At 62.2% G+C, this 23522-nt stretch carries 17 protein-coding genes; 10 read left to right on the forward strand and 7 right to left on the reverse strand.

Annotation, left to right across the window (positions count from 1 at the left end):
• Positions 1-9: 9 nt before the first annotated feature.
• The 3 genes from INR99_RS03120 to INR99_RS03130 all read left to right on the forward strand — a co-directional run bounded on the left by INR99_RS03120 (position 10) and on the right by INR99_RS03130 (position 4887).
• Positions 10-555 (forward strand): hypothetical protein, encoded by a 546-nt coding sequence (locus INR99_RS03120; protein WP_194114820.1) that lies wholly within the window; start codon positions 10-12, stop codon positions 553-555.
• A gap of 220 nt (positions 556-775) precedes the next feature.
• Positions 776-3679: a glycosyl hydrolase family 18 protein gene (locus tag INR99_RS03125; RefSeq protein WP_194114821.1), complete on the forward strand. Its 2904-nt coding sequence runs from the start codon at positions 776-778 to the stop codon at positions 3677-3679.
• Positions 3680-3855: 176 nt separating this feature from the next.
• Complete coding sequence (locus tag INR99_RS03130; protein WP_194114822.1) at positions 3856-4887, forward strand: NAD(P)/FAD-dependent oxidoreductase; 1032 nt, start codon at positions 3856-3858, stop codon at positions 4885-4887.
• 58 nt (positions 4888-4945) lie between these two features.
• Here the strand turns inward: INR99_RS03130 and INR99_RS03135 are convergent, their stop codons facing one another.
• Positions 4946-5887 carry a carbohydrate kinase family protein gene (locus INR99_RS03135; RefSeq protein ID WP_194114823.1) on the reverse strand — a complete coding sequence of 314 codons (942 nt, stop codon included), beginning with the start codon at positions 5885-5887 and terminating at the stop codon, positions 4946-4948.
• 117 nt (positions 5888-6004) lie between these two features.
• On the opposite strand from INR99_RS03135, the gene INR99_RS03140 reads away from it, so the two are divergent.
• The gene (locus INR99_RS03140) at positions 6005-7252 is read left to right on the forward strand and encodes a GGDEF domain-containing protein (protein WP_194114824.1); all 1248 of its coding nucleotides are present in this window, start codon (positions 6005-6007) and stop codon (positions 7250-7252) included.
• Between the two features lie 18 nt (positions 7253-7270).
• Here the strand turns inward: INR99_RS03140 and INR99_RS03145 are convergent, their stop codons facing one another.
• From INR99_RS03145 to INR99_RS03170, 6 genes are all read right to left on the reverse strand, one after another.
• A complete protein-coding gene (locus INR99_RS03145; protein ID WP_194114825.1) occupies positions 7271-7885 on the reverse strand; it encodes a helix-turn-helix transcriptional regulator in 615 nt (204 codons plus the stop codon).
• Positions 7886-7899: 14 nt separating this feature from the next.
• A complete protein-coding gene (locus tag INR99_RS03150) occupies positions 7900-9321 on the reverse strand; it encodes an HlyD family type I secretion periplasmic adaptor subunit (RefSeq protein ID WP_194114826.1) in 1422 nt (473 codons plus the stop codon).
• Entirely contained in the window at positions 9321-11492 is a 2172-nt protein-coding gene (locus tag INR99_RS03155) for a type I secretion system permease/ATPase (RefSeq protein ID WP_194114827.1), read from the reverse strand. Before INR99_RS03155 ends, INR99_RS03150 begins: the two co-directional genes overlap by 1 nt.
• A gap of 69 nt (positions 11493-11561) precedes the next feature.
• Positions 11562-12956, reverse strand: a complete 1395-nt coding sequence (locus tag INR99_RS03160; protein WP_194114828.1) for an FAD-binding oxidoreductase — start codon at positions 12954-12956, stop codon at positions 11562-11564.
• An 85-nt stretch (positions 12957-13041) separates the two neighbouring features.
• Entirely contained in the window at positions 13042-13980 is a 939-nt protein-coding gene (locus INR99_RS03165) for a homoserine kinase (protein ID WP_194114829.1), read from the reverse strand.
• 183 nt (positions 13981-14163) lie between these two features.
• A complete protein-coding gene (locus INR99_RS03170; protein WP_194114830.1) occupies positions 14164-14481 on the reverse strand; it encodes a DUF2782 domain-containing protein in 318 nt (105 codons plus the stop codon).
• Positions 14482-14631: 150 nt separating this feature from the next.
• Here INR99_RS03170 and polA point away from each other — a divergent pair, with 150 nt between their 5' ends.
• The 6 genes from polA to INR99_RS03200 all read left to right on the forward strand — a co-directional run bounded on the left by polA (position 14632) and on the right by INR99_RS03200 (position 23384).
• Positions 14632-17391: a DNA polymerase I gene (polA, locus tag INR99_RS03175; protein ID WP_194114831.1), complete on the forward strand. Its 2760-nt coding sequence runs from the start codon at positions 14632-14634 to the stop codon at positions 17389-17391.
• Positions 17392-17503: 112 nt separating this feature from the next.
• Positions 17504-19324 (forward strand): type IV pilus assembly protein FimV, encoded by a 1821-nt coding sequence (locus INR99_RS03180; RefSeq protein WP_194114832.1) that lies wholly within the window; start codon positions 17504-17506, stop codon positions 19322-19324.
• Between the two features lie 83 nt (positions 19325-19407).
• Positions 19408-20340, forward strand: a complete 933-nt coding sequence (hemC, locus tag INR99_RS03185) for a hydroxymethylbilane synthase (protein ID WP_194114982.1) — start codon at positions 19408-19410, stop codon at positions 20338-20340.
• Positions 20337-21125: a uroporphyrinogen-III synthase gene (locus INR99_RS03190; protein WP_194114833.1), complete on the forward strand. Its 789-nt coding sequence runs from the start codon at positions 20337-20339 to the stop codon at positions 21123-21125. Before hemC ends, INR99_RS03190 begins: the two co-directional genes overlap by 4 nt.
• Positions 21126-21138: 13 nt before the next feature.
• Positions 21139-22176 (forward strand): uroporphyrinogen-III C-methyltransferase, encoded by a 1038-nt coding sequence (locus INR99_RS03195; RefSeq protein ID WP_194114834.1) that lies wholly within the window; start codon positions 21139-21141, stop codon positions 22174-22176.
• Positions 22173-23384: a heme biosynthesis HemY N-terminal domain-containing protein gene (locus tag INR99_RS03200; protein ID WP_194114835.1), complete on the forward strand. Its 1212-nt coding sequence runs from the start codon at positions 22173-22175 to the stop codon at positions 23382-23384. Before INR99_RS03195 ends, INR99_RS03200 begins: the two co-directional genes overlap by 4 nt.
• Positions 23385-23522 lie beyond the last annotated feature (138 nt).

A 23522-nucleotide genomic window follows, 5' to 3' on the forward strand; every position in this document is an offset into this window, starting at 1 on the left:
CGAGTGATGATGAACAAGCGCATGATGGCGGCTCTGCTGCTGGCGCTGCTGGCAACCGCTTGCAGCAAGACCCGCGAGGAAGAACTGCAGGAGCAGCACAGCAAGGGCGCCGAGCTGGTTGAAGACAAGGCAGCCATGGCCAAGGGGGTCGGTGATGCCCTGCAGAAAGATGGCAAGGCGGCGGCAGAGAGTGTGACCGCCGGCGTGGGCAATCTGGTCAAGGGAGTGGCCAAGGGCGTCGATCAGGTCGAAGCCTCCTACAAGATCGAACTGCACGACAGCGCCAAGGGCAAGCAGCTCAAGGCCGAGCGTGCAGTGATGATCGACAAGGACGTTGACGGTCAGAAAGGCATCAAGGCCTACATCATCAGTCCGCAGGCGCTCAATGGCCAGCTGCAACTGCGCGCCCTGGACGAGAAAGGGCAAGAGATCGGTCGCAGCAGCAAGGTTGCGAAAACCTTCGAAGCCGACGATGCGGCTTATGTCGAATTCCGCTTTGACCCGGCAACCCCATTCAGCCGGATCGACCGGCTGGTAGTGTATCTGAGCAATTGAGGCAGGTATTGCAGCGCAGCGTCTGCTGCGCTGCAATACCTGCAAATACCTATTAGGGTATAATTGTGATTCGTTTGTCGGTAAGTTGTTGACGATAAAAGAAATAACGATAATATGCCGCTGGCTTATTAATGAATGGCTGTCATTCATTTCGAGGCTGACGGACACGACAACTCCTCGCCGTCGACGTATTCCCCTATCAGGTAGAGAAACAAAAAATATGCGCAAACCCCTGCTTTCGGCCTCGCTGACTACGCTGGCCGCTTCACTGCTGCTTGCCGGTCAGGCCGCTGCCACCGAAGTTGCACCCTATTTCTACACCTGGGGCTATGGTAACCCGGTTTATCCGGTGACCAGCCTGCAGGATGCCAAGGCCAAGGGCATCGATTCGGTCACCCTGGCCTTCATCATCAATGGCAGCAGCGGCTGCCAGGCCACCACCGATGGCAGCAGCAACGCCATCACCGGCGTGATGAAGAACGACATCGCGGCTTATCGCCAGGCTGGCGGCAAGCTCATCCTGTCCTTTGGCGGTGCCAATGGCACCTATCTGGAAGCGGCCTGTACCGTTGACCAGATGGTTGCGCAGATCGATGCGCTGATCCAGAGCTCGGGCATCAAGACGCTGGACTTCGACGTCGAAGGTGGCGCGGTCGGTAATACCTCGCTCAATAGTGTGCGTTCGGCGGCACTGAAGAAGCTGCAAAGCAAGTACAGCGACCTGAAGGTTTCCTTTACCCTCGCGGTGGCCCCGCCGGTCACCTATTCTTGGGGAACCGACGCAGGTGGTTTGAGTGCAGCATCGCTCGCGGTGGTTGATTCGGCGGTAAAGGCTGGTGTGAAGGTCAGCCGCGTCAACCTGATGGCCATGGATTACGGCAATTACTACACCAATGGCCGTACCGATCTGGGCCAGCTGGCCATCGATGCTGCAACACGCGTGCGTGAGCAGATCCGTCCGGTTTTTGCAGGTTACAGCGAAGCCCAGTTGTGGGATCTGATCGGGATTACCCCGATGATCGGCATTAATGACGTCGCCAGTGAAATCTTCACCGTTGCGCATGCGCAGAAGGTTGCTGATTTCGCGAAGAAAAATGGCGTGGGTCTCCTGTCCTACTGGGCGTTGCAGCGTGACCAGGCAGGAAAGGGGGAGCTGGCAATCTACAGCGGCGTGAACAGCAGTGACTTCCAGTTTTGGAACATCTTCAAGGCTGTGCGCAGTGGTGTGGTGGTTACCCCGACTGTGACTCCTAAGCCCTCGGCTACCCCGACCGTGGCACCAACCCCGAAACCGAGTGCTACACCAACAGCAACTCCGACTATTAAGCCCACAATTGCCCCATCTGTCACCCCCACGGCGGTTAATAACTGCAAACCATGGGATGCGACCGCCACGTATTTAGGGGGTGAGTGTGTGAGCCATAATGGACAGACATTTAAGGCTCAGTGGTGGACGCGCGGTGAAAGCCCGGCGACCAACTCGGGAGCTGCAGGATCTGGAAAAGTCTGGTTGCCGTTGGGAAGCATTACAACGCCGAAGCCGAGCGTGACCCCGACCGTTACTGTTACGCCGAAGCCGAGCGTGACTCCGACCGTTACTGTTACACCGAAGCCGAGCGTGACCCCGACCGTGACTGTTACGCCGAAGCCGAGCGTGACCCCGACCGTTACTGTTACGCCGAAGCCGAGCGTGACCCCGACCGTGACTGTTACACCGAAGCCAAGCGTGACCCCGACCGTGACTGTTACGCCGAAGCCGAGCGTGACCCCGGCCGTGACTGCAACGCCGAAGCCAAGCGTTACACCGACTGTCATTGTGACACCGATACCCGGAAGCACTGGCAAGCAGGTTGGTTCCTACTTTGCCCAGTGGGGCGTGTATGGCCGCGGTTATGAAGTGGCGGATGTCATCAGCAGCGGCACCGCCAGCCAGTTGACCTTCATCAACTACGCGTTCGGCAATCTCTACCCGAAAAATGGCGGTTACGAGTGCGACATTGTCAACCGGATGGAAAGCGGTAATGCTGATGGCGGCGATGCTTGGGCTGACTTTGGTCGTACCCCGAGCCGCCGTGTTGATCCGGCCGACACGATCAAGTGGGATGACAAGCTGGCCGGCAATTTCCGCGAACTCAAGGCGTTGAAGGCCAAGTACCCGAACATCAGGAACTACATCTCCCTCGGTGGTTGGACGTGGTCCAAGTGGTTCTCGAATGCCGCGGCAACCGACGCGCTGCGCAAGCAGCTGGTGGCGTCCTGCATTAATGTCTACATCAAGGGCAATCTGCCGGTCATCGATGGCCGTGGTGGCGCCGGGGCGGCAGCCGGCGTATTCGACGGCATCGATATCGACTGGGAATTCCCCGGCGTACAGGGTGTCGGTTACAACACGGTATCTGTACAGGATGGCGAGAATTACCGCCTGCTGCTGGCCGAATTCCGCCGCCAGCTGGATGCACTGGGCGCCCAGACCGGCAAACGCTACGGCCTGACCATCGCTCTGGGTGTGGGCAAGGACAAGCTGGACAAGATCAATGTCGGTTCCTATGCCCCCTATCTGGACTGGGTCAATATGATGACCTACGACTTTAACGGTGCCTGGGATCTGAGCATGACCGACTTCCAGTCGCATCTGTATGCGGATCCGGCCAGTCCCAAGTATGCATGCAGCGGCAAGGCCGGCGATGTGTGCTATGGCAACCGCAGTCTGGTGTCCTTCTACAACATCCATGATGCAGTCACTCAGCTGCTGGCTCAGGGGACCCCTGCCAGCAAGCTGGTGCTGGGCGTGCCCTTCTACGGTCGTGGCTGGACCGGCGTCACCAATGCCAATAATGGCCTGTACCAGAAGCCGGCCAAGGCCGCTACGGGTACCTATGAGGCCGGTATCGAGGACTACAAGAAGCTGAAAAATGCGCCGGGTACGGTGTATGTCCATCCGACAACCAAGCAATCGTGGAAGTTCGATGGCAGCACCTTCTGGTCGTATGACACGCCGGCTGTAATCCAGACCAAGGTGGATTACATCAAGGCCAAGGGTCTGGCGGGCATCATGAGCTGGGAACTGGATGGCGATACGGCCGACGGTGAACTGGCCAAGGCCATGGGCAAGGTTCGCCAGTAAGCGTTCTTCCCTCTGCGCAACCCCGGCCGAGGCCGGGGTTTTTTGTTGCCTTTTGCCCCGCTTTCATCCCCGAGGCAGCTTTTTTTGTTGCAATGCGGTAAAACTGGCCTTGAATTCACATTTCAGCAGCAGGATTTTCGCGACCGGCTACTGCGGGCCGGGAAGCAGGAGTAGGCATGGACGAGCAATGGGATGTGGTGGTGATTGGCGCCGGGATGGCCGGGGTGACCTATGCCCGTACCGTACACGATGCCGGAATGCGTGTGCTGTTGCTGGAGCGTGCACGCGGTGTGGGCGGGCGCATGGCGACGCGCCGCAGCGGTACGGCAGCGTGGGATCACGGGGCGCAGTATTTCACCGTGACGCACCCGGATTTCCACACGCTGGTGACCGACTGGGTGGACGACGGGCTGGCAGCGATCTGGCCGGGACGCATCTGTAGTTGGGATGGCGAGGCGCTGCGCAGCAGCAGTCCGGCGATTCGCTATGTGGGAGTCCCGGGAATGACCGCTCTGTGCAAGGCCATGTGCGCGCCTTTGCCGCACCTGCTGCACTGCGAAGTCGGGTCGCTTGAGCATGACCAGGCCGGCTGGCGCATCCGGGGTGAGACGCGTTCGTGGCGGGCGCAGCGCGTGGTGCTGGCAATGCCCCCGCAGCAGGCTGCCGCCTTGCTGCCGCAAGCCCATGCATTGCAGCGTGCCGTTCAGTTGGCGGAGATGCTGCCGACCTGGTCTGTCCTGTTGCGCTTTGCTGCTGCCTTGCCTTTGCCTGCCGAGGGGATGTTCGTCAATCACGAGCCACTTAGCTGGGTGGCCAACAACAGCAGCAAGCCTGGTCGGCCTGAAGGGCACGACTGGGTGGTGCATGCCTCGTCGGTATGGTCGGCAGCACACCGCGATCTGCCTCCGGGCGAGGTCTGCGAGGTGCTGGAGCTGGCCTTGCTTGATCTGTGCCGGCAACTGGCCCCTGCGGCGGAGATGCCGGCGCTGCTGGAGCGCCATGCACATCTGTGGCGTCATGCTCGGCCAGCGCAAGCAAGCCAGCGCGCTTATCTGGAAGGTGAAGACGGGCTGGCGGTCATCGGCGACTGGCTGCAAGGCGGCCGGGTCGAAGGTGCGTTCCGCTCCGGGGTGGCGCTGGCGCGCCACCACTGCGGCCTGATCGAGGATCTGATCGAGCCGGCAGATTCGCTCAATATCGGAAAATGAACGGGTATACGCCTGCGGCCGTTGTATTTTTTTAGGCTGTAGGCATATACCTTGCTCATTACAGCGGTAGCGTGCAGCCAAAGGCCTGCTGATACTGCATGGCCAGGCTCTCACGGCTGAAGTGGTGATTCTGGCAGCCACGCTGGGCAATTTTCAGACTGCCGATCAGCGAGGCCAGCCTGCCGGTGGTTGGCCAGTCCCAGCCTTGCGTGATGCCATACAGCAGGCCGGCGCGGAACGCATCGCCGCAGCCAGTGGGGTCGACAACGGCCGCTGCCGGAACGGCCGGAATGTCATGGCAGACGCCGTCGGCGTAAATCTTCGCCCCCTCGCCGCCCAGCGTCACGATCAGCGCCCGTACCTTGCTGGCGAGCTGTTCGAGTGTCAGGCCGGTTTTCTGCTGCAGCATGGCGGACTCGTAATCATTCAGCGCGAGATAGTCGGCCTGCTCAATGAAAGTCAGCAGTTCTGCGCCGTTGAACATCGGCATACCCTGGCCCGGGTCGAAAATGAAAGGAATCCCTGCGGCAGCCAGCTGTGCTGCGTGCTGGATCATGCCATCGCGGCCGTCCGGGGTAACGATGGCCAATTCGACCTTTTCCCTGACCTGATCGACGGTATTGAGGTGGCTGAAGCCCATAGCACCGGGGTGGAAGGCCGTGATCTGGCAATCGTCCAGATCGGTGGTAATGAAGCACTGCCCGGTGAACTGGTCAGCCAGCTCGCGGATCTGGTCGCGGCGGATGCCGAGCTGATCCAGTCGTTGCGCATAGGGTGCAAAATCGCTGCCGGCTGTCGCCATGATCAGCGGTTCTCCGCCAAGCAGCTGCAAACTGTAGGCAATGTTGCCCGCGCAGCCGCCGAATTCGCGTCGCATTTCCGGTACGAGGAAAGAGACCGAAAGTACGTGCAGCTGGTCAGGCAGGATATGATTACGGAATTGGTCGGGGTAGACCATGATGGTGTCGTAGGCCAGCGAGCCGCAGATCAGCGTGGACATCGGAATCTCCAGTTTTGAATCCGCCGATTATAGCTGTGCCGCTCTGTTCCTGTTCCGCCATTATGTTCATGCAACCCTGAGCCCCGTAATCCGTTTACCCTGATATTCCCGTACGCGATGTTCCACCTCGATTCCTACACTGTTGCGCTGCTGGCGGTACTGGCGAGCCTCCTTGGCTGGCTGGCGCTGAGTCTGCATGCCGGCGAGAGCCGGCACGAGCGCGATGGTGCGGTCAGCAATCTTGCCTGGGGCATGGGTTTCCAGTTTGCTGGTACAGCGCTGCTGTGCCTGCAGGGCGTCGGGCTGTGGCGCTGGTGTTCCGTACTGGCTGCCCCGGCGTTTGTGACGGCCTTGCTGTTGTGTCTGGCTGGCGTGCGCCGGCTGGCTCGCCATGCGCCAAAGCTGGACTGGTTGGCGCTGATGGTTCCGGCCGCCTTGCTGCTGGCTCTGGTGCAGCAGCAACTTTTTCCTCAGCCCGTGTTTGCGCGCATGGTGCCGGTGCTGACCCAGCTGCCCCTGCTGGTGCTGCTGGTGCGCGAAATCGCCCGCCTGCTGGCCGTCGGCGAAATCAGCGGCGTGCGGCGTGTCGTGGTCTCGGTGCTGATCGCGCATTTGCTGGCCCAGGTCGCACTGGTCATGGTCGAGCAGTGGTATGTGGCACCGCAGAGCGCAATCGGCCTGCCATGGCCATGGCTTGATCTGCTGGTGTTCAATATGGGCCTCCCGCTGGGCTTGCTGCTGCTGAATGCGCATCTGCTGCGGGCGCGGCTGGGCAGCCTGGTCCGCTATGATGCACTGACGGGGCTGCTGAACCGCCGCGGCATGGAAGAACAGGCGCAACGTGAATTGCGCAAGGCGCGCAAGCGCAGCGAGAAACTCGGACTGATCATCTTCGATCTTGATCAGTTCCGTCTGGTCAATGAGCGTTACGGTTTTGCCGTGGGCGATGCGGCGCTGAAGACCTTCGGCCAGCAGCTGCGCGATGCCGCTCCCGAAGGGGGCGTGCTCGGACGGATTGGCGGAAATGAATTCTGCCTGCTGCTCTGCCTGAGTGCCGGCGGCAGCCTGGCGCCGCTGCGTGCCAAGCTGGGGCTGCAGCTTGGTTCGGTGGAAATCGAAAGCGGAGATGTAGCTGTGCGGCAACCCTGTTCGCTGGGCTGGGCCGTCCATGGCCTGGACGGCCATGATATCGAAAGCCTTCTGCAATCAGCGCGCCAGCGGTTGCGGCAGGGGCGGCAAGGCAGGGATACCCCGCAGCCGGCTACTACACCGCAGGCTGAAATGCCGCCGGCCCCTTCCTACAAGGTGAGCGCGGCAACCATCTCCCGCCTGCAGGTCGAACACCGGCAGTCGCCGGCCACCTGAGCCTGCGCGGAGCACCGCTCAGGGGCGCAGCCCGTTGAGCTTCAGCGTCAACTGGACCCGATCAGCAACCTCCAGCTTGGTGAAGGCGGCACTCAGATGAGCTTTGACCGTGCGTTCGGTGATATCGAGTTCGCGGGCAATTTCCTTGTTGGCGGCGCCGCGTGCGGCAAGTTGGGCGACTTGCTGTTCGCGCTCGGAAAGCAGCTCGATACCCTTGCCGGTGGCGGCGGCCTGCTGGCCGGGCAGCTGCTGCAAGGCGCCCAGCAGGCGTTGCACCAGCGTACGGCCAGCCCAGATTTCGCCTGCAGCAACGACCTGCAGCACCTGCACAAGCAGACCGGCTGGCGCCAGCGCGTGGCAATAGCCACGCACCCCCCAGCCCAGCAGGCGCAGGCCTTCATGATCATCGGGCAGTGTATTGCAGGCGATCAGCAGTCCTTCCCGTGCACGCGTCTGCCACCAGTCTGGTGCGCGGCCAGCCAGCTCAGGGTGGGCGAGGTCCAGAAGCACCAGTGCATCGGGGCCGGCTGCCCAGTCTGGCGAGGCGGTTTCGCAGCGGAATTGCCCGCTTGCTGCCTGCTGCCAATGCTGCAACAGGCCGGAATCATGGCTGACAAGATAGAGTGTCTGCATCGCTGACTGCCCGCTCAACGTTCGGTGAGCGCACTGGATTTTGCGCGCAGAACCGGTTTGAGGATGTAGGCCAAAATGCTCTTCTTGCCGGTAAGGATATCGACTTCGGCAATCATGCCGGGCTTGATCGGCAGTTCCTTGCCATCGCGCTCGAGGTGGCTTTCGGTGGTTTTGACCTGTACTAGATAGAAGGCGTTGCCTTTGTCATCGGTGATGGTGTCCGCGCCGACCTGAATGACTTCGGCCTCCAGGCCGCCATACACGGCAAAATCGTAGGCTGTGAATTTGACCAGCGCCTTCTGCCCGGGTCGCAGGAAGGCGATGTCCTTGGGCAGTACCTTGGCTTCCAGCAGCAGGCTGTCATCGGCCGGGACGATTTCCACGATGTCTTTGCCAGGCTGGATGACGCCGCCAACGGTATTGGCGTGCAGGCGCTTGATGATGCCCTTCATTGGCGAGCGGATTTCCGATTGCTTGACGCGATCGGCCAGCGCGACGCTGCCTTCCGACAGGCTATTGAGCTTGCCCATGGTTTCGGCCAGCTCGGAGCGAGCCTGGTTGCGGAACGTCAGTTCGACTTCCTGTACCTTGCGGGTAAATTCGCCGATGGCCGCCTGGATGCGCGGCAGCTGGGCGGCAGCCGAATCGCGTTCACCACGGTAGCGCGCCAGATCGCGTTCCAGCCGCAGGATGTCCACTTCGGAAACCGCGCCGCTCTTGAGCAGCGGCCGGGTAGCGTCCAGCTCGCGCTGGGTCAGTTCGTAGCTTTGGGCTGCCTGATCACGGCGGGCGCGCACTTCGTTCATTTCCTGGCTGCGTTGTGCTGCCTGCTGGCGTGCGACGCCGACCGTGGCATCCAGCTCGGCCATCTTGGACTGGTAGAGGCTTTCCTCCTGCAGTGCGATATCCGGGGCATCCCGGCGCACATCGTCAGGGATGGCCAGCGGCGAGCCTGAGGAAATGGCCTCCAGCCGCGCGGCCTTGGCTTTCAGCGAATAGTACTGGGCGCGATTTTCCTTCAACGAAGACTCAAAGCGCGTCGGGTCGATCTTCAGCAGCAACTGTCCCTTCTCGACGGGCTGGCCTTCGCGTGCCTTGATTTCCTGCACGATCCCCCCGTCCAGGCTCTGCACGACCTGCAGCTGGCGTGACGGGATAACCTTGCCTTCTCCCTTGGTCACCTCATCAATGCGTGCAAGTGCGGCCCATACCAGCAGGATGAATACGGCCAGCAGCGAACAGCGCACCAGAATCCGCGCTCCACGCGGATTCTGCTCGGCGATCACCCAGTCGGCGTCCGTGATGAAACCGTCTTCGTGCGCAGGATTTTTCTCGTTACGCAACAGCAGGTAGCGATCGAACCAGTAACTGCTTTTCTCGACCAGCCGGTTCCACATGCGGGCAAAACGGCCGTTGTTTTTGAGCTTGATGTCCATCAGCCGGCCCGTCCCACGCGTCCTTGTTGCAGTGCTTCGACGACCTGTGCCTTTGGTCCGTCGGCGACGACCTGCCCATTGTCAATGACGATCAGGCGGTCCACCAGTTCCAGCAGCGACGTGCGGTGCGTCACCAGCAGCACCGTCTTGCCCGCGATGTACTGCCGTAGGCGGCCTTTGAGTTTTTCTTCGCTCTGGTGATCCATGGCACTGGAGGGCTCATCCAGAATCAGCATGGGCGGGTCGTTCAGAACGGCCCGGGCTATGGTGACGGACTGACGCTGGCCGCCGGACAGCGATTCCCCGCGTTCGCTCACCGGCATGTCATAGCCGCGCGGATGCTGGTTGGCGAAGTCGTCGACGCCTGCCAGTTCGGCTGCGGCAATCACCATGGCATCACTGGCAAAGGGGGCGCCCATGGCGATGTTCTGCTTCAGGCTGCCAAAAAAGAGAATCGGCTCCTGCGGTACGAAACCAATGGCGCGGCGCAGCTCGGCCGGATCGATCTGGCGGGTATCGATGCCGTCGACCAGTACGGCTCCCTGGCTGGGCTGATACAGGCCGAGCACCAGTTTTTCGATGGTGGTCTTGCCCGAACCAATACGGCCAATCAGTGCAACCTTTTCGCCGGCGCGGATCTTGAACGAGATGCCGCGCAAGGCCGGATCGTCGCGTCCCGGGTAATTGAAATGCACGTCGCGGAATTCGATGTCGCCACGGAAGCTCGCCCGGTGCAGAAAATTGCTGTCGGCCGGACGTTCGACCGGAATCTGCATGTGCGATTCGATGGCCGTCAGTGACGAGCGTGCATTGTGGTATTGCATCAGCAGCCCGGCGATCTGCCCCAGTGGTGCCATCGCCCGGCCGGAAATCATCGACGCGGCGATGATGCCGCCCATCGAAATCTCGCCCAGCGTCATCAGGTAAACCCCGACGATGATCATCACCACATAGATCAGCTGGCTGACCAGCTGGGCAAAGTTGACGGTGGTGCTCGACAGCAGCTTGAGTTGGCCACCCATCTGCGCCAGAAACAGCGTGGCGCGCTCCCAGCGGCGCTGGAATTCACCTTCGGCCGTTGCCGTCTTGATGGTTTCAATGCCGGTGAGGCTCTCGACCAGCGTTGCGTTACGCTGAGCGGTCGCGCGCTGGGTTTCCTCGACCATTGCCTGCATCTTGGCCTGAGCCAGCAGTGAAGAGATCACGATGAGCAGCATGCCGATGACGGGCGGAATGACCAGCCAGGGCGATATCCAGATCAACACCAGCAGGAAGATCAGCACGAAGGGTAGATCAACCAGTGTGGAAATCGTGGCGGAGGCAATGAAATCGCGGATCGACTCGAATGCACGCAAATTCGCCGAGAAGGAACCGACCGAGGCTGGGCGGGCTTCCATGCGCAAGCCCAGTACCCGCTCCATGATCAGGGCCGAAAGGGTGATGTCGATGCGCTTGGAGGCCACATCCAGAATGTAGGCGCGTGCCGTACGCAGCACGAAATCGAAGCCGAGCAGGATCAGTGCTCCGATGGCCAGCACCCACAGTGTTTCCAGGGCATGGTTGGGAACCACGCGGTCGTACACATTCATCGAGAACAGTGGGACAGCCAGCGCAAACAGATTGATCATCAGCGCGGCCAGCAGCGAATCGCGATACAGGCGCCAGTTGTCGAACACTACGCTCCAGAACCAGTGCCGCGAGCGTACCTTGCCCAGCTCCGGTGTCCGCAGGTCAAAGCGGAAACGCGGCCGGACATAGGCGACGATGCCGCTGTAGCGTGCTTCGAGCTCTTCGGCTTCCACCTCGACGACGGATTCACCTGCCTCGGTAAAACGCAATTGGTAGCGGCCGTCGCTGGTTCGCCCCAGCAAGACACAGGCTTCCTGATTATCCAGCATCAGGATGGCGGGCAGCAGCCGCTCGTCCAGGCGTGCCAGTTCACGGCGCAGGATGCGTGCGGTGAGCCCGGCGCGCGCTGCTGCGCGCGGCAGCAGCGAAGGAGTAAGACGGTTGTTTTCCAGTGGCAGGCCGGCGGCCAGCGCTTCGCGGGTCGAGGGCTCACCGTTCAGTCGCGTGATTTCGACCAGACAGTCGAGCAACGGATCAAAGTGGGCCTGGTGCTCGCCGACATGCCAGTCAAACTGCGGCTTGGGTGTGGAGTGGATGGTCATTCGCTTGCCTGTTTGCAACTGACACCAAGCCTACCGCGCTGGCATGACAACCGCAATCGCTGTAAGGCCTCAGTCGGGCAGAAATTTGCCCGGATTCATCAGATTATGCGGATCCAGCGCCTGTTTGATCTGCCGCATCAGTGCCAGCTCGACCGGGCTGCGGTAGTGCTGCATCAGTCCGCGCTTGAGCTGGCCGATGCCGTGCTCGGCACTGAAGCTGCCGCGTCGCTCTGCGACTTCACGGTAGATGATTGCATTGATGTGTTCTTCTTCGGCATAGACCCCGGCACTGTGATCCGGCAAGAAGATGTTGTAATGCAGATTGCCATCACCCAGATGGCCAAAGGCGATGATCTGCGCGGTCGGATAGGCGGCCAGCAATGCGCGGCCGCATTGCTCGATGAAATCGGGAATGGCCGACAGCGGCACGCTGATGTCGTGCTTGATGCTTACCCCTTCCAGCCGCTGGGCCTCGGGGATCGACTCGCGCAGCTCCCAGAATGCGCGTGACTGGCTGGCATGCTGGGCCAGCAGTGCCTCATCCAGCCCCTGCGCAAACAGCACTTCGGCCAGCTTGTCCTGCAGCGCGCTGTCTTCACCGGCATCCGCCAGCTCGATCAGCACCAGCCAGTCCGGGATGGGGGCAAAAGGTTGTGGCAGCGCCGGGAAATGCTGAGCCAGCAGCGCCATGCATGGTGCCGAAATCAGCTCGAAGGAGGTAATGCGGTCACCCGCCGCAGCCTGCAGTTCATGCAGCAGCTCCAGCGCAGCCTGTGGACCGGCTACCGGCACCAGCGCGGTGGCATGTGCAGTCGGCGCAGGATAGAGGCGCAGCACCGCACGGGTAATGATGCCCAGTGTTCCCTCCGAGCCGACAAACAACTGCTTCAGATCGTAGCCGGTATTGTCCTTTCTCAGGCCGCGCAGGCCGTTCCAGATGGTGCCGTCGGCCAGAACGACTTCCAGGCCGAGCACCAGATTGCGCATATTGCCGTAGCGCAGCACATTGATGCCACCGGCATTGGTCGCCAGCGCGCCGCCGATCTGGCAGCTGGCCGCAGCGGCCCAGTCGGCGGGAAACAGCCGTCCCGCGCTGCGGGCGGCTGCCTGCACGCTGGCCAGTGTGGCTCCGGCTGCGACGGTGATGGTGTTGTTGTCCGCATCAATGTCATCAATGCCGTGAAAGCGTTCCAGGCTCAATAGCAGTGCCTGTCCGCTGCTGTCCGGGGTGGCCCCCCCGCACAGGCTGGTATTGCCGCCCTGGGGAACGACCGCGACCCGGTGGCGATGACACAGCGCCAGCATTGCGGCGACTTCGGCCGTATCGCGCGGTCGGGCGACGGCCAGCGCGCGGCCGGCAAAGCGGCGGCGCTGATCCAGCAGATAGCCATCGGTAGCCGCACCGGTCAGGATGCCGGCGGGGTCGGTCAGGGTGGCCAGCTCGGCCAGAAATTCGGCAGACATCACAGTGCTCGGAGGTGTCAAAGGACATGCCGATATCGGTATGTCCCTGCAATCAATATTTTAATTGGACTGCAACGATATACGGTTATAACCAGAAGTCGGTGCGCTCGCGGTGGCGCAGCAGCACGCGCTGGAAATGTCCCGGGTCTTTGGCGAAGGTCATTTCTCCGCTGGCAGGTTTGTGGAAATCATACAGTCGCGACACCCAGAAGCGCAGCGCTCCGGCGCGCAGCATCGCGGGCCAGGATTGCTTTTCGGCTTCGGTGAACGGCCTTACCGACTGGTAGGCCGCGAGGAAGGCGCGAGCACGTTCCGCATCGATATCACCGTCGCCAGTAACACACCAGTCATTCAGCGTGATTGCCACGTCGTAGAGCAGGGTGTCGTTGCAGGCGTAGTAAAAATCGATGAACCCGCCGACATGGTCGCCATTGAGCAGGACATTGTCGCGGAACAGATCGGCGTGGATGACCCCGCGCGGCAATTCATTGCGCGACCACTCGGCCTGATAGAGCACCTCGTCGTGCAACTGCTGCGCCGCCTTGGGGGGCATGAAGCCGTAGACCTGTGCCGCGGTGTGCGTCCACCAGTGCGGGCCACGCGGGTTGTCCATGTGGCCGGGATAGCTTCGCGCCGCCTGGTGCATCTGGGCGAGCATTTCACCGACTTCAGCGCATTGGTTGACGTTCGGATTCTCGATGACCATGCCCGGCAGGCAGTTGACCAGCAGCGTCGGCTTGCCGTTGAGTTCGTCGACGTAGTCATCGTCGAAATTGGCGATTGGTGCCGCCACCGCAATGCCGTGATGTGCCAGATGGGCCATCAGCTTGACGTAGTAATCCAGTTCGTCGGCCAGCAGCGTTTCGAACAGGGTCAGTACATAGCGGCCGTGGGTGGTGGTGACAAAGTAATTGGTATTGGTGACCCCGGCGGCAATGCCTTTGAGTTCGACCAGCGTACCCAGCGCGTAGCGCTTCAGAAAGGGCTGCAGATCGGCTTCGGTCACGGTGGTGAATACGGACATGCGACTTCCAGTGGAATGGCCTGAGGGATCGGTGGCTCGGGTCGGCCGGGCCAAGCAAGCTGCAGGCTGCGGCGGATGATCCGCTTCAGCGTGGCAAGCCTGGCGCATTTTCGCCGAAACGGCGCTGAAAAACAAAACGCAGGCGTAACCACGCCTGCGTTTGCCGCTGAGCGGGTGCCCGGCTTACCACTCGAACAGGGTCCAGCGCGGCACGCTCAGGGTTGCGCCCTCGCGGCGGGTGAAGTTGCCGCTGCCTTCCTCGTCGATCAGGTAGTAGGGTTTGCCATTCTTGGGGGTGACCTTGACCATGTAGAGCTTGCCATGGCTGCGGTACTCGGCAATGGTGCGAGTGTCCTCGTTGATGATGCGCACTTCGACTTCGCTATCGCCGGCTTCGGCGGCAGGAGCGGGGGTGTCGACAGGAGGTGGCGGGGCGTCGCTGGCGGCGAAGGCGCTGCTGGCGAACGTGGCCAGCAACAGGCTGAGAAGTCGGGAGTTCATGGCTGGAATCCTTGGTGGACGCGGTCGGCGCGCGGGTTGACACTAGTCCGGGCAGGACGGTCTGCCAAGGAGCCGGTAAGATGGCGCCACTGGTCCGCTGGCCGGTGCAGTCTTTCATTTCCTTACACCGAAGTATAGAGGTTTTCGCGCATGGCCACCCTGTTGCTGATTGATGGTTCGTCCTATCTGTATCGCGCCTTCCACGCGATCCGCGAACTGTCGGCGCCTGATGGTACGCCGACCAATGCCATCTACGGCTTTGTGAACATGCTGAAAAAGCTGCGCGAAACCACGCCGGCGGATTACATCGCCTGTGTGTTCGATGCCAAGGGCAAGACCTTCCGCGACGACATCTATCCGGACTACAAGGCGCATCGTCCACCGATGCCGGACGAATTGCGGGTGCAGATTGATCCCATCCATCAGGCGGTGGCGGCGTTTGGCCTGAAGATTCTGATGGTCGACGGTGTCGAGGCCGACGACGTGATCGGAACGCTGGCGCGCGTGGCCAGCGAGCAGGGCATCGAAACCATCCTCTCGACCGGCGACAAGGACATGGCGCAGCTGGTGAACCAGCACGTACGCATCGAGAATTCCATGAGTGGCGAAGTGCTGGACGAAGCCGGCGTGTTCGAGAAATTCGGTGTGCGTCCCGATCAAATCGTGGATTACCTGACGCTGGTAGGGGATACGGTGGACAATGTGCCCGGTGTGCCCAAGTGCGGACCGAAAACGGCAGCGAAATGGCTGGGCGAGTTCGATACGCTGGATGCGCTGGTGGCGCAGGCCGATGGCGTGAAGGGCGTGGTAGGCCAGAATCTGCGCGATAGCCTGGCCTGGCTGCCTACCGCCAAGACCCTGGTGACGATCAAGTGCGATGTCGATCTGGCCCGCGAGCTGCCCGACGGTATTCCTGATCTCGCGCCGCACAGCGAAGACTGGCCGACGCTGCTCAATCTGTTCAGGCGTTTCAATTTCAAGACCTGGACCCGCGAGGCCGAAGCCCGCGTGGCGACACCGATGGTCAGCGGTGACCTGTTCGGTGACGTGGCAGAGCCGGAGATCGCGAGCGCCGCAGCGCCCACACCGGCTCAGCAGCCAGCCAAGGTCGAGCGTCATTACGTCACGATCCAGGACGAGGCCACCTTGGAAAGCTGGCTGGCGAAGCTCGCCTCCTGCGAGCTGGTGGCGCTGGATACCGAAACCACCAGCCTGGATGCCATGCAGGCACAGCTGGTGGGCATGTCTTTCGCGGTGGCGGATGGCGAAGCCGCCTATTTGCCGCTGGCCCATCGCGGCCCGGACATGCCGGTGCAATTGCCCTTCGATGAGACGCTGGCAAGGCTCAAACCCTGGCTGGAATCCGCTGCGCACAAAAAGGTCGGGCAGAACCTGAAATACGATCAGCACATTTTCGCCAACCACGGCATTGCGCTCGCCGGCATTCAGGATGACACGTTGCTGATGTCCTACGTGCTGGCCAGCCATCTGAAGCACAATATGGATGATCAGGCCGAACGCGAACTCGGCGAGACGACCATCAAGTACGAGGAAGTCTGCGGCAAGGGGGCGAAGGCCATCGGCTTCGATGAGGTCGAAGTGACAAAGGCGGCGGAGTATGCGGCTGAAGACGCCGATATTACTCGCCGTCTGGCCTATACCCTGCTGCCACGCATTACTGACAAACTGGCTTATGTCTATCGCGACATCGAGTTGCGCAGCCGCGATGTGCTGTACGCCATGGAGCGCCAAGGCGTGCTATTGGATACAGCACTGCTGGCGCGCCAGAGCCACGAAATCGGCCTGCGTCTGGTCGAGCTGGAGCAGGAGGCCTACACGCTGGCCGGCCAGCCTTTCAATCTGGCCAGCCCCAAGCAGATCGGCGAGATTTTCTTCGAGCAGCTCAAGCTGCCGGTGATCAAGAAAACCCCCAAGGGTGCGCCGTCGACCGACGAAGAGGTGCTGGAAGAACTGGCGAAAGACTATCCGCTGCCCAAAGTGCTGCTGGAACACCGCGCCCTGTCCAAGCTGAAATCGACCTACACCGACAAGCTGCCGCAGATGGTCAATTCGGCCACCGGCCGCGTGCACACCAGCTACAACCAGACTGTCGCCGTGACGGGGCGGCTGAGCTCCAGCGACCCGAACCTGCAGAACATCCCGGTACGTACCGCGGAAGGTCGACGCATCCGCGAGGCCTTTATCGCGCCGCCAGGACACGTGATCGTTTCGGCGGATTATTCGCAGATCGAGCTGCGCATCATGGCGCATCTTTCCGGTGACACCAATCTGCTGCGCGCATTTTCGGACGGCATGGATGTGCATCGCGCCACGGCCGCCGAAGTCTTCGGCTGCAGTGTCGATGAAGTGACCAGCGAGCAGCGTCGCTACGCCAAGACCATCAATTTCGGCCTGATCTACGGCATGAGCCAGTTTGGGCTGGCCAGCCAATTGGGTATCACGCGCGACGCGGCGAAGATCTTTATCGAGCGTTATTTCCATCGCTTCCCCGGTGTGGCCGAATACATGGAAAACACCCGCAGTGCCGCGCGCGAGCAGGGCTATGTGGAAACCGTGTTCGGGCGACGACTGTGGCTGCCCGAAATCAAGTCGCCCAACCCGATGCGCCGAGCCGGCGCCGAGCGTGCGGCGATCAATGCGCCGATGCAGGGCACGGCAGCTGATCTGATCAAGCTGGCGATGATTGCCGTGCAGGACTGGCTGATGCGCGAGAAGCTGGCCAGCCGGCTGATCATGCAGGTGCATGATGAACTGGTGCTTGAAGTCCCGCAGGACGAGCTGGACTTGATCCGCACGCAGCTGCCGCAGCTGATGGCATCAGCAGCCTGCCTGGATGTGCCGCTGGTCGCTGAAGTGGGGAGTGGCCCCAACTGGGAGTCCGCACACTAGCCACGACTTCCATGTTGCGCCGCAAAACGGCTTGTATGCTGACAAAGCTGTTCTAAAGTTTAAACCTGACGCAGAACGAAAATTACCGGTCTTGCCGGGCAAGGAGTCAGGAATGCAGCGCAAAGTGTATCCGGGGAGTTGCAAGCTGCTGGTGGCAGCACTCGCCAGCTGCGGAATCATTCAAGCCAGTCACGCCGTATCGGTCGGTGATCTGCGGGTGACGTCGTATATCGGGCAACCCTTCAGCGGCCGCATTTCGGTCGACCTGAGCGAGGGCGAACAGATCAGCGATGCGCGCTGCGTGAAGGTCATCCCCGATGGCGGGGACCTGCCCAGTATCGGCGCGACCGAGGTGAGTGTGCGCCCGGGGCGCACGATGACCACCTTGCATCTGCGCTCCTATGCGCCGGTCAACGAGCCCACCGTGGCGTTTACGGTGCAGATGATCTGCGGACAGATCAACTGGAGCCGTCAGTTCACCGTCTTTCTGGATCCGGCGCCATTGGTGCAGGATGACCGCAGTAGTAGCCCGGCCGTGAGCCTGCCGGCCAGCGCCCGCAAGAGTGCCGGCACGCCGCTGCGGCGAGATGCCTCGCTGGCCCAGCTGGCCAGTCGCTACTATTCGCCGGACAGCAAGGCCTATGACCGCTATCTGCAGCGCCTGCAGGCTGCGAATCCCGAGGTGGTCGACCCCAATGCCCCGCTGCCAGCGGGAACATCGGTCGTCTTCCCGGCACGTCCGAAAGTCGCTGCCCCCAAACCTGCCCCGGCTCCGGCGGCCTCCGCCCCCGATGCCAAGCCGACACTCTCGCTGAGCGAGCCGGGCAAGGCGCCCGCGGCAACCGCCGCAAAGCCGCTGAGCGCGGAAGCCAGGCAGGCGAGCTATGTGGCGGAACTGGAGCGCAAGGTCGCGCTGATGGAAGAGTTGCACGGCAAGCTGCAGAACGAAGTTGTCCAGTTGCAGGCACGGCTGGATGCACTCAACGCCAGCGGGGTGCAGCAGGCAGCCCCTGCGTCTGCCGCAGCGGCTCCGGCAGTGCTCGCCAGCGAACCTGCCGTGCCGCGCCGCTATCAGCCGGATCAGCGCGGGATGGCTTGGGCTGGCATCGCCGTGGCCGGTATTCTGCTGGGCGCCGGCGTCGGTTTCTGGGTGTGGTGGATGCGCCGCCGCCGCCGCAATGACTGGGAAGACGAGCAGATGGGTAGCGGTTTTGCCGCAGCACGAACTGCCGTGATGACCCAGCTGGCAATGCGTCAGGCCAAAGCCAATGAGGCACCGGCAGCAACCCAGCAGTCGATGTTCCGTCATACCGTGATGATTGGCGGCATCGAGGTGCAGGATGACGAAGTGCCGCTGATGGATCGTGCCACGTTGCTGATTTCGCAGGGCGAAATCAGCGAGGCGATCGAAGTGTTGCAGGAGGCGATTGGCGAAAATCCTGCTGACGTCGAGCGTTGGTTGATGCTGTTCCGCCTGTTCCGCCAGCAAGGCATGAAATCCGATTATGCCGATCTGGCTCGGCGCTTCCAGGAGCGCAAGCCGGAGCCGGATGATTGGGAGCTGGTGCGCAATATCGGCGCACGGCTTGATCCGGAAAACCCCATGTATCAGCGCAAGACTGCACCGGCGCCGGTCGCGGCCCCGGCTGTTGCGGCCGCACCGATCGAGCCTGATCTGGCGTTTTCTGCCGCAATGGCTGGCGCAGCCGGGGTCGCCGCAGCGGCTCCTGCGGCGACCGAAGTACGCGAAGCAGCCGAGGAGCTGATGGATTTCCTCGGTCAGAATGACCCTTCGCCCATTCCGCAGGCGCCGTATGGCCATGTCACACCACCCGAGTCGATTACGCTCGATCTGCCGCCGCTGGAGCTGGGTGAGCCAGACAAGCCGGAAGAAGAAATCGCACCGATCGAGCGGCTGGACGACAAGCAATAAGTCCGGATCGCAGGGCGAGCAGGCGGCCGTGATAAACTGGCCGCCTTTTCTTTTGTTTGCCGGAGCCTGCCGTGAGCCAGCCCATGCCCTCCCGAGTCGTGATTGCCACCCGTGAAAGCCCGCTGGCATTGTGGCAGGCCAACCACGTGAAGGCTTGGCTGGAACACCGCTATCCGCAACTGCAGGTCGAGTTGCTGGGGATGACCACCCAGGGCGACCGCATCCTCGATGTCACGCTGAACAAGATCGGTGGCAAGGGACTCTTTGTGAAGGAGCTGGAAACCGCGCTGGCCGAGGGGCGTGCCGATCTGGCCGTGCATTCGATGAAGGATGTGCCGATGCTGCTGCCCGAAGGCTTCATGCTGGCGGCCATCGGCGAGCGTGAAGACCCGCGTGATGCCTTTGTTTCCAGTAAATACCGCCATGTCGACGAACTGCCTGAAGGCAGCGTGGTCGGCACCTCCAGCCTGCGTCGCGAAGCCCAGCTGCGCGCCCGCCGCCCCGACCTGATCATCAAGCCGCTGCGCGGCAATGTCGGTACGCGGCTGCGCAAGCTCGACGATGGCGAATTCGACGCCATCATTCTGGCTGCTGCCGGGCTCAAGCGCCTTGGGCTGGGTGAGCGCATTGCCAGTCTGATCGATGTGAACGATAGCCTCCCGGCGCCAGGGCAGGGTGCGCTGGGGCTGGAAATCCGCAGTGATCGGCTTGACCTGCTGGCGCTGCTGGCCCCCTTCAACGATGAATACAGCGCCGCCTGCGTGACGGCCGAACGCACGCTGTCACAGCGGCTTAATGGATCCTGCCAGGTGCCGCTGGCAGCGTACTGCACGGTCGAGGATGAGCATTTCCTGCGCCTGCGCGGGCTGGTGGCCTATCCGGATGGCAGCCACAGTGTGTATGCCGAATCGAACGGCACGCTGAAATCCGCTGCCGCCCTGGGCGGGCAGGTTGCCGATCTGCTGCGCACCGAAGGCGCGACCAGCATCCTGCAAGCACTGGCCCACGGCGCATGAATCTTGCCGGACGGCGCATCTGGGTGACCCGGCCGGCCGGACAGGCCGCCGGACTGGTTGGCCTGCTCACGGCCCGCGGTGCGAATGTGTTTGCATTGCCGCTGCTGGAAATCGGCCCGCCAGACGATCCCTTGCCCTTGCAGACCGCGCTGGCCGACCTAGCCGCTTATGATCTGGCCATTGCCGTCAGCCCTTCGGCAGTCGCAGCCATGCTTGCGGCGCTGCCGGGCGCATGGCCGGCCACGCTAGCGCTGGCCGTGGTTGGCCCCGGCAGCCTGCGTGCCGCGCACGCTGCCGATATACGTAACTTGGTATATCCGCAAGATCAGTTTGATAGTGAAGGTTTGCTGGCTATACCCAGGATGCAGTCCGTGGCCGGGCAGCGCATCCTGTTGCTGCGCGGTAACGGCGGGCGCGAGCTGCTGCCCGATACGCTGCGCGCACGCGGCGCATGGGTTGACGTGGTACAGGCCTATTCGCGCGCCGCACCGGCGCTGGCCGCCAGCGAACTGCTGGCCGAACTGGAGCGCGGCTGTGCCGCAATGATCGTAACCAGTTCGGAAGCCGCGCAACACCTGTTCCGGCTGGGTGGAGAGGCGGCCCGGCAATCGTTACAATCAGTACTGTATTGCGTACCCCATCCGCGCATTGCCGAGGCGCTGGCGGCCGAGGGTGCCCGGCATATCCTGCAATCCGCTACCGGCGACGCCGCGATGACGGACAGGCTGTGCCACCATTTCAGCGGTGCTGCAGCGGAACATCCGCTGCCCGGCACCTCACCGTGAGGAATTGCAAGGAATGACCGAACAAGCAAGCGATACTCTGGCCGATGCACTCAAGCCGCCAGTGCGGCGCGCACGCCTGCAACCCTCGCTGCTGCTTGGTGGCGTGGCGCTGCTGGCCTGCGGTGCCCTGTGGCTGAACCAGCAGCAGGAGCTTTCCCGCCTGCGCGAAATCGTCGGTACCCAGGTGGCCAGCGGTACCGCACAGCAGAGCGAACAGCAGCAGTTGCTGCGCCAGCTGCAGCAACAGCAGTTGCAGGTGCAGCAGCAGCTGGCACTGCTGCAGTCGCAGCAGAACGCGGCAGCCAGCCAGCAGGCCAATCTGTCGGCCATGTACGATGCCCTGACCCGTGGCGAAACGCAGCGCGGTCTCGCCGAGGTGGAGCAGACCCTGCATTTCGCCAGCCAGCAGCTGCAGCTTGCGGGCAACGTCAATGCCGCACTGACCGCGCTGACGGCTGTTGACCAGAAGCTGGCGCAGCTTAATCGCCCCGAGCTCATCGCCCTGCGTCAGGCCATTGCCAAGGACACTGCGGCGCTGAAAAGCCTGCCGTACCTCGATGTGGTGGGGATCAGTGCCCGCATCGACACCCTGACCAGCCTGCTGGACACGCTGCCGCTGGCGCTGAACGAACGCCGCAGCACACCGGCTGGCGCCACGGTTGCCCCGGGGGCCTCGGGGCTGGAGCGTTTCGGTGCCGAGGTCTGGCATGAATTCAGCCAGCTGATCCGCATCCGTCGCATCGATAATCCGGAAAGCGTGCTGCTGTCGCCCGAGCAGGCTTTTTTCCTGCGCGAAAACATCAAGTTGCGCCTGCTGGATGCCCGCACTGCATTGTTGCTGCGCAATGAGGCCGCTTTCCGTGCCGATCTGGCCGCCACCAAGCGTTATCTCGACAGCTATTTCGACGCCAAGGCGCCGGAAAGTCGCCAGTTCGCCCAGGCGCTGCAGGCGCTGCAGCAGCAGGAGCTGGTGATCGAGCTGCCCACGCTGTCGGCCAGTCTTTCGGCGGTGCAGTCAGCACGCCTCACCAGTGAAAAGGTGAAACCGTGAAAGCGCTATTCTGGTTGATTGCCCTGTTTGCGCTGGCGGTGGCTGCCACCCAGTTTGCCGAGCTGAATACCGGCTATGCGCTGCTGGTGGTGCCGCCATGGCGGATCGAGCTGTCGCTCAATCTGCTGGTGGTGTTGCTGCTGGCGACCGTCGGCGTGCTGTATGCGCTGCTGCGCATGCTGGTGGAAATCACCGGCCTGCCCGAGCGCGTGCGCCGCTACCGGCTGCGCCAGCGCGCTGAAGAAGCGCAGACGCTTGAGCGCAGTGCCCGTCTGGCCTTTTTCGAAGGGCGGTACCAGCGTGCCGAACGCCTCTCCAGCGATGCACTGAAGCTGACGGAGAACGATGAGGCCTTCGCGGTCAATGCGCTGCTGGCAGCACGGGCCGCCCACGTGGTCCGCGATTACGAGCGTCGTGATGTGCTGTTTGCCGAGCTGCAGCAGCGGCTGGGCAGTGAGCATCTGGCGACCGCGATGACCATGGCCGAGCTCTACCTCGACAAACGCCGTTATGCCGATGCGGATGCCGCACTGGCGCGTGCGCGCGCCGTGTCGCCGAAGCTGACTGCCGCGCTCAAGCTGGAATTGCGCTTGCGCCAGCGCGAAGAGAAACACGATCAGGTGCTCAGGCTGATCGATCAGCTGCAGCGCAGCGAAGCACTGGACGAAGAGCAGGCACTGCGCCTGAAGCGCCAGACCCATCTGCTGCAACTGCGTCAGCAGCAGCTGACCCTGCCGCAACTCAAGGACTGGTGGAAGAAATTGCCGGAAGGCGAGCGTCAGGATCCGCTGCTGGTGGCTGATCTGGCGCAGGCCTATGCCGCGCAGGGTGCGCAGCACGAGGCTCGCCTGGTGATCGAGCACGCGCTCAATGCCGGCGACTGGTCGAGCGAGCTGGCGCTGGTGTACGGGCAACTGCAGCTGAACGACGACGAACAGATCGGCCAGCTGCAGCAGGCCGAAGCCTGGTTGAAACAGCATCCGGATGATGCCGACCTGCTGCTGACGCTGGGGCGCCTGTGCCGCCGCCACAGTCTGTGGGGCAAGGCGCAGAATTACCTTGAGGCCAGCCTCGCGGTGGCACCTTCGGCGATTGCACATGCCGAGCTGGCCGGCCTGCTCGAGCAGCTCGAGCGTGACGAGGCGGCAAACAAGCACTACCGTGCCAGCCTCGATCTGGCGCTGCAGCGCGGCGCCCTGGCAAACTAGTTAGGGTATGCCTCTGTAGCCCTATGAAAAATTAGGCTACAGGGGTATCCATTCGCGGGTATCAGCATTGCCACCGGCTGTCGCCGGTGGCACATTCCCTGCATGCAACGGAACTCCTTTCCCGCAACGACAGGAGTT

Origin of the sequence: Chitinilyticum piscinae (assembly GCF_015223195.1) — a bacterium.
Classification (GTDB): Bacteria; Pseudomonadota; Gammaproteobacteria; order Burkholderiales; family Chitinibacteraceae; genus Chitinilyticum; species Chitinilyticum piscinae.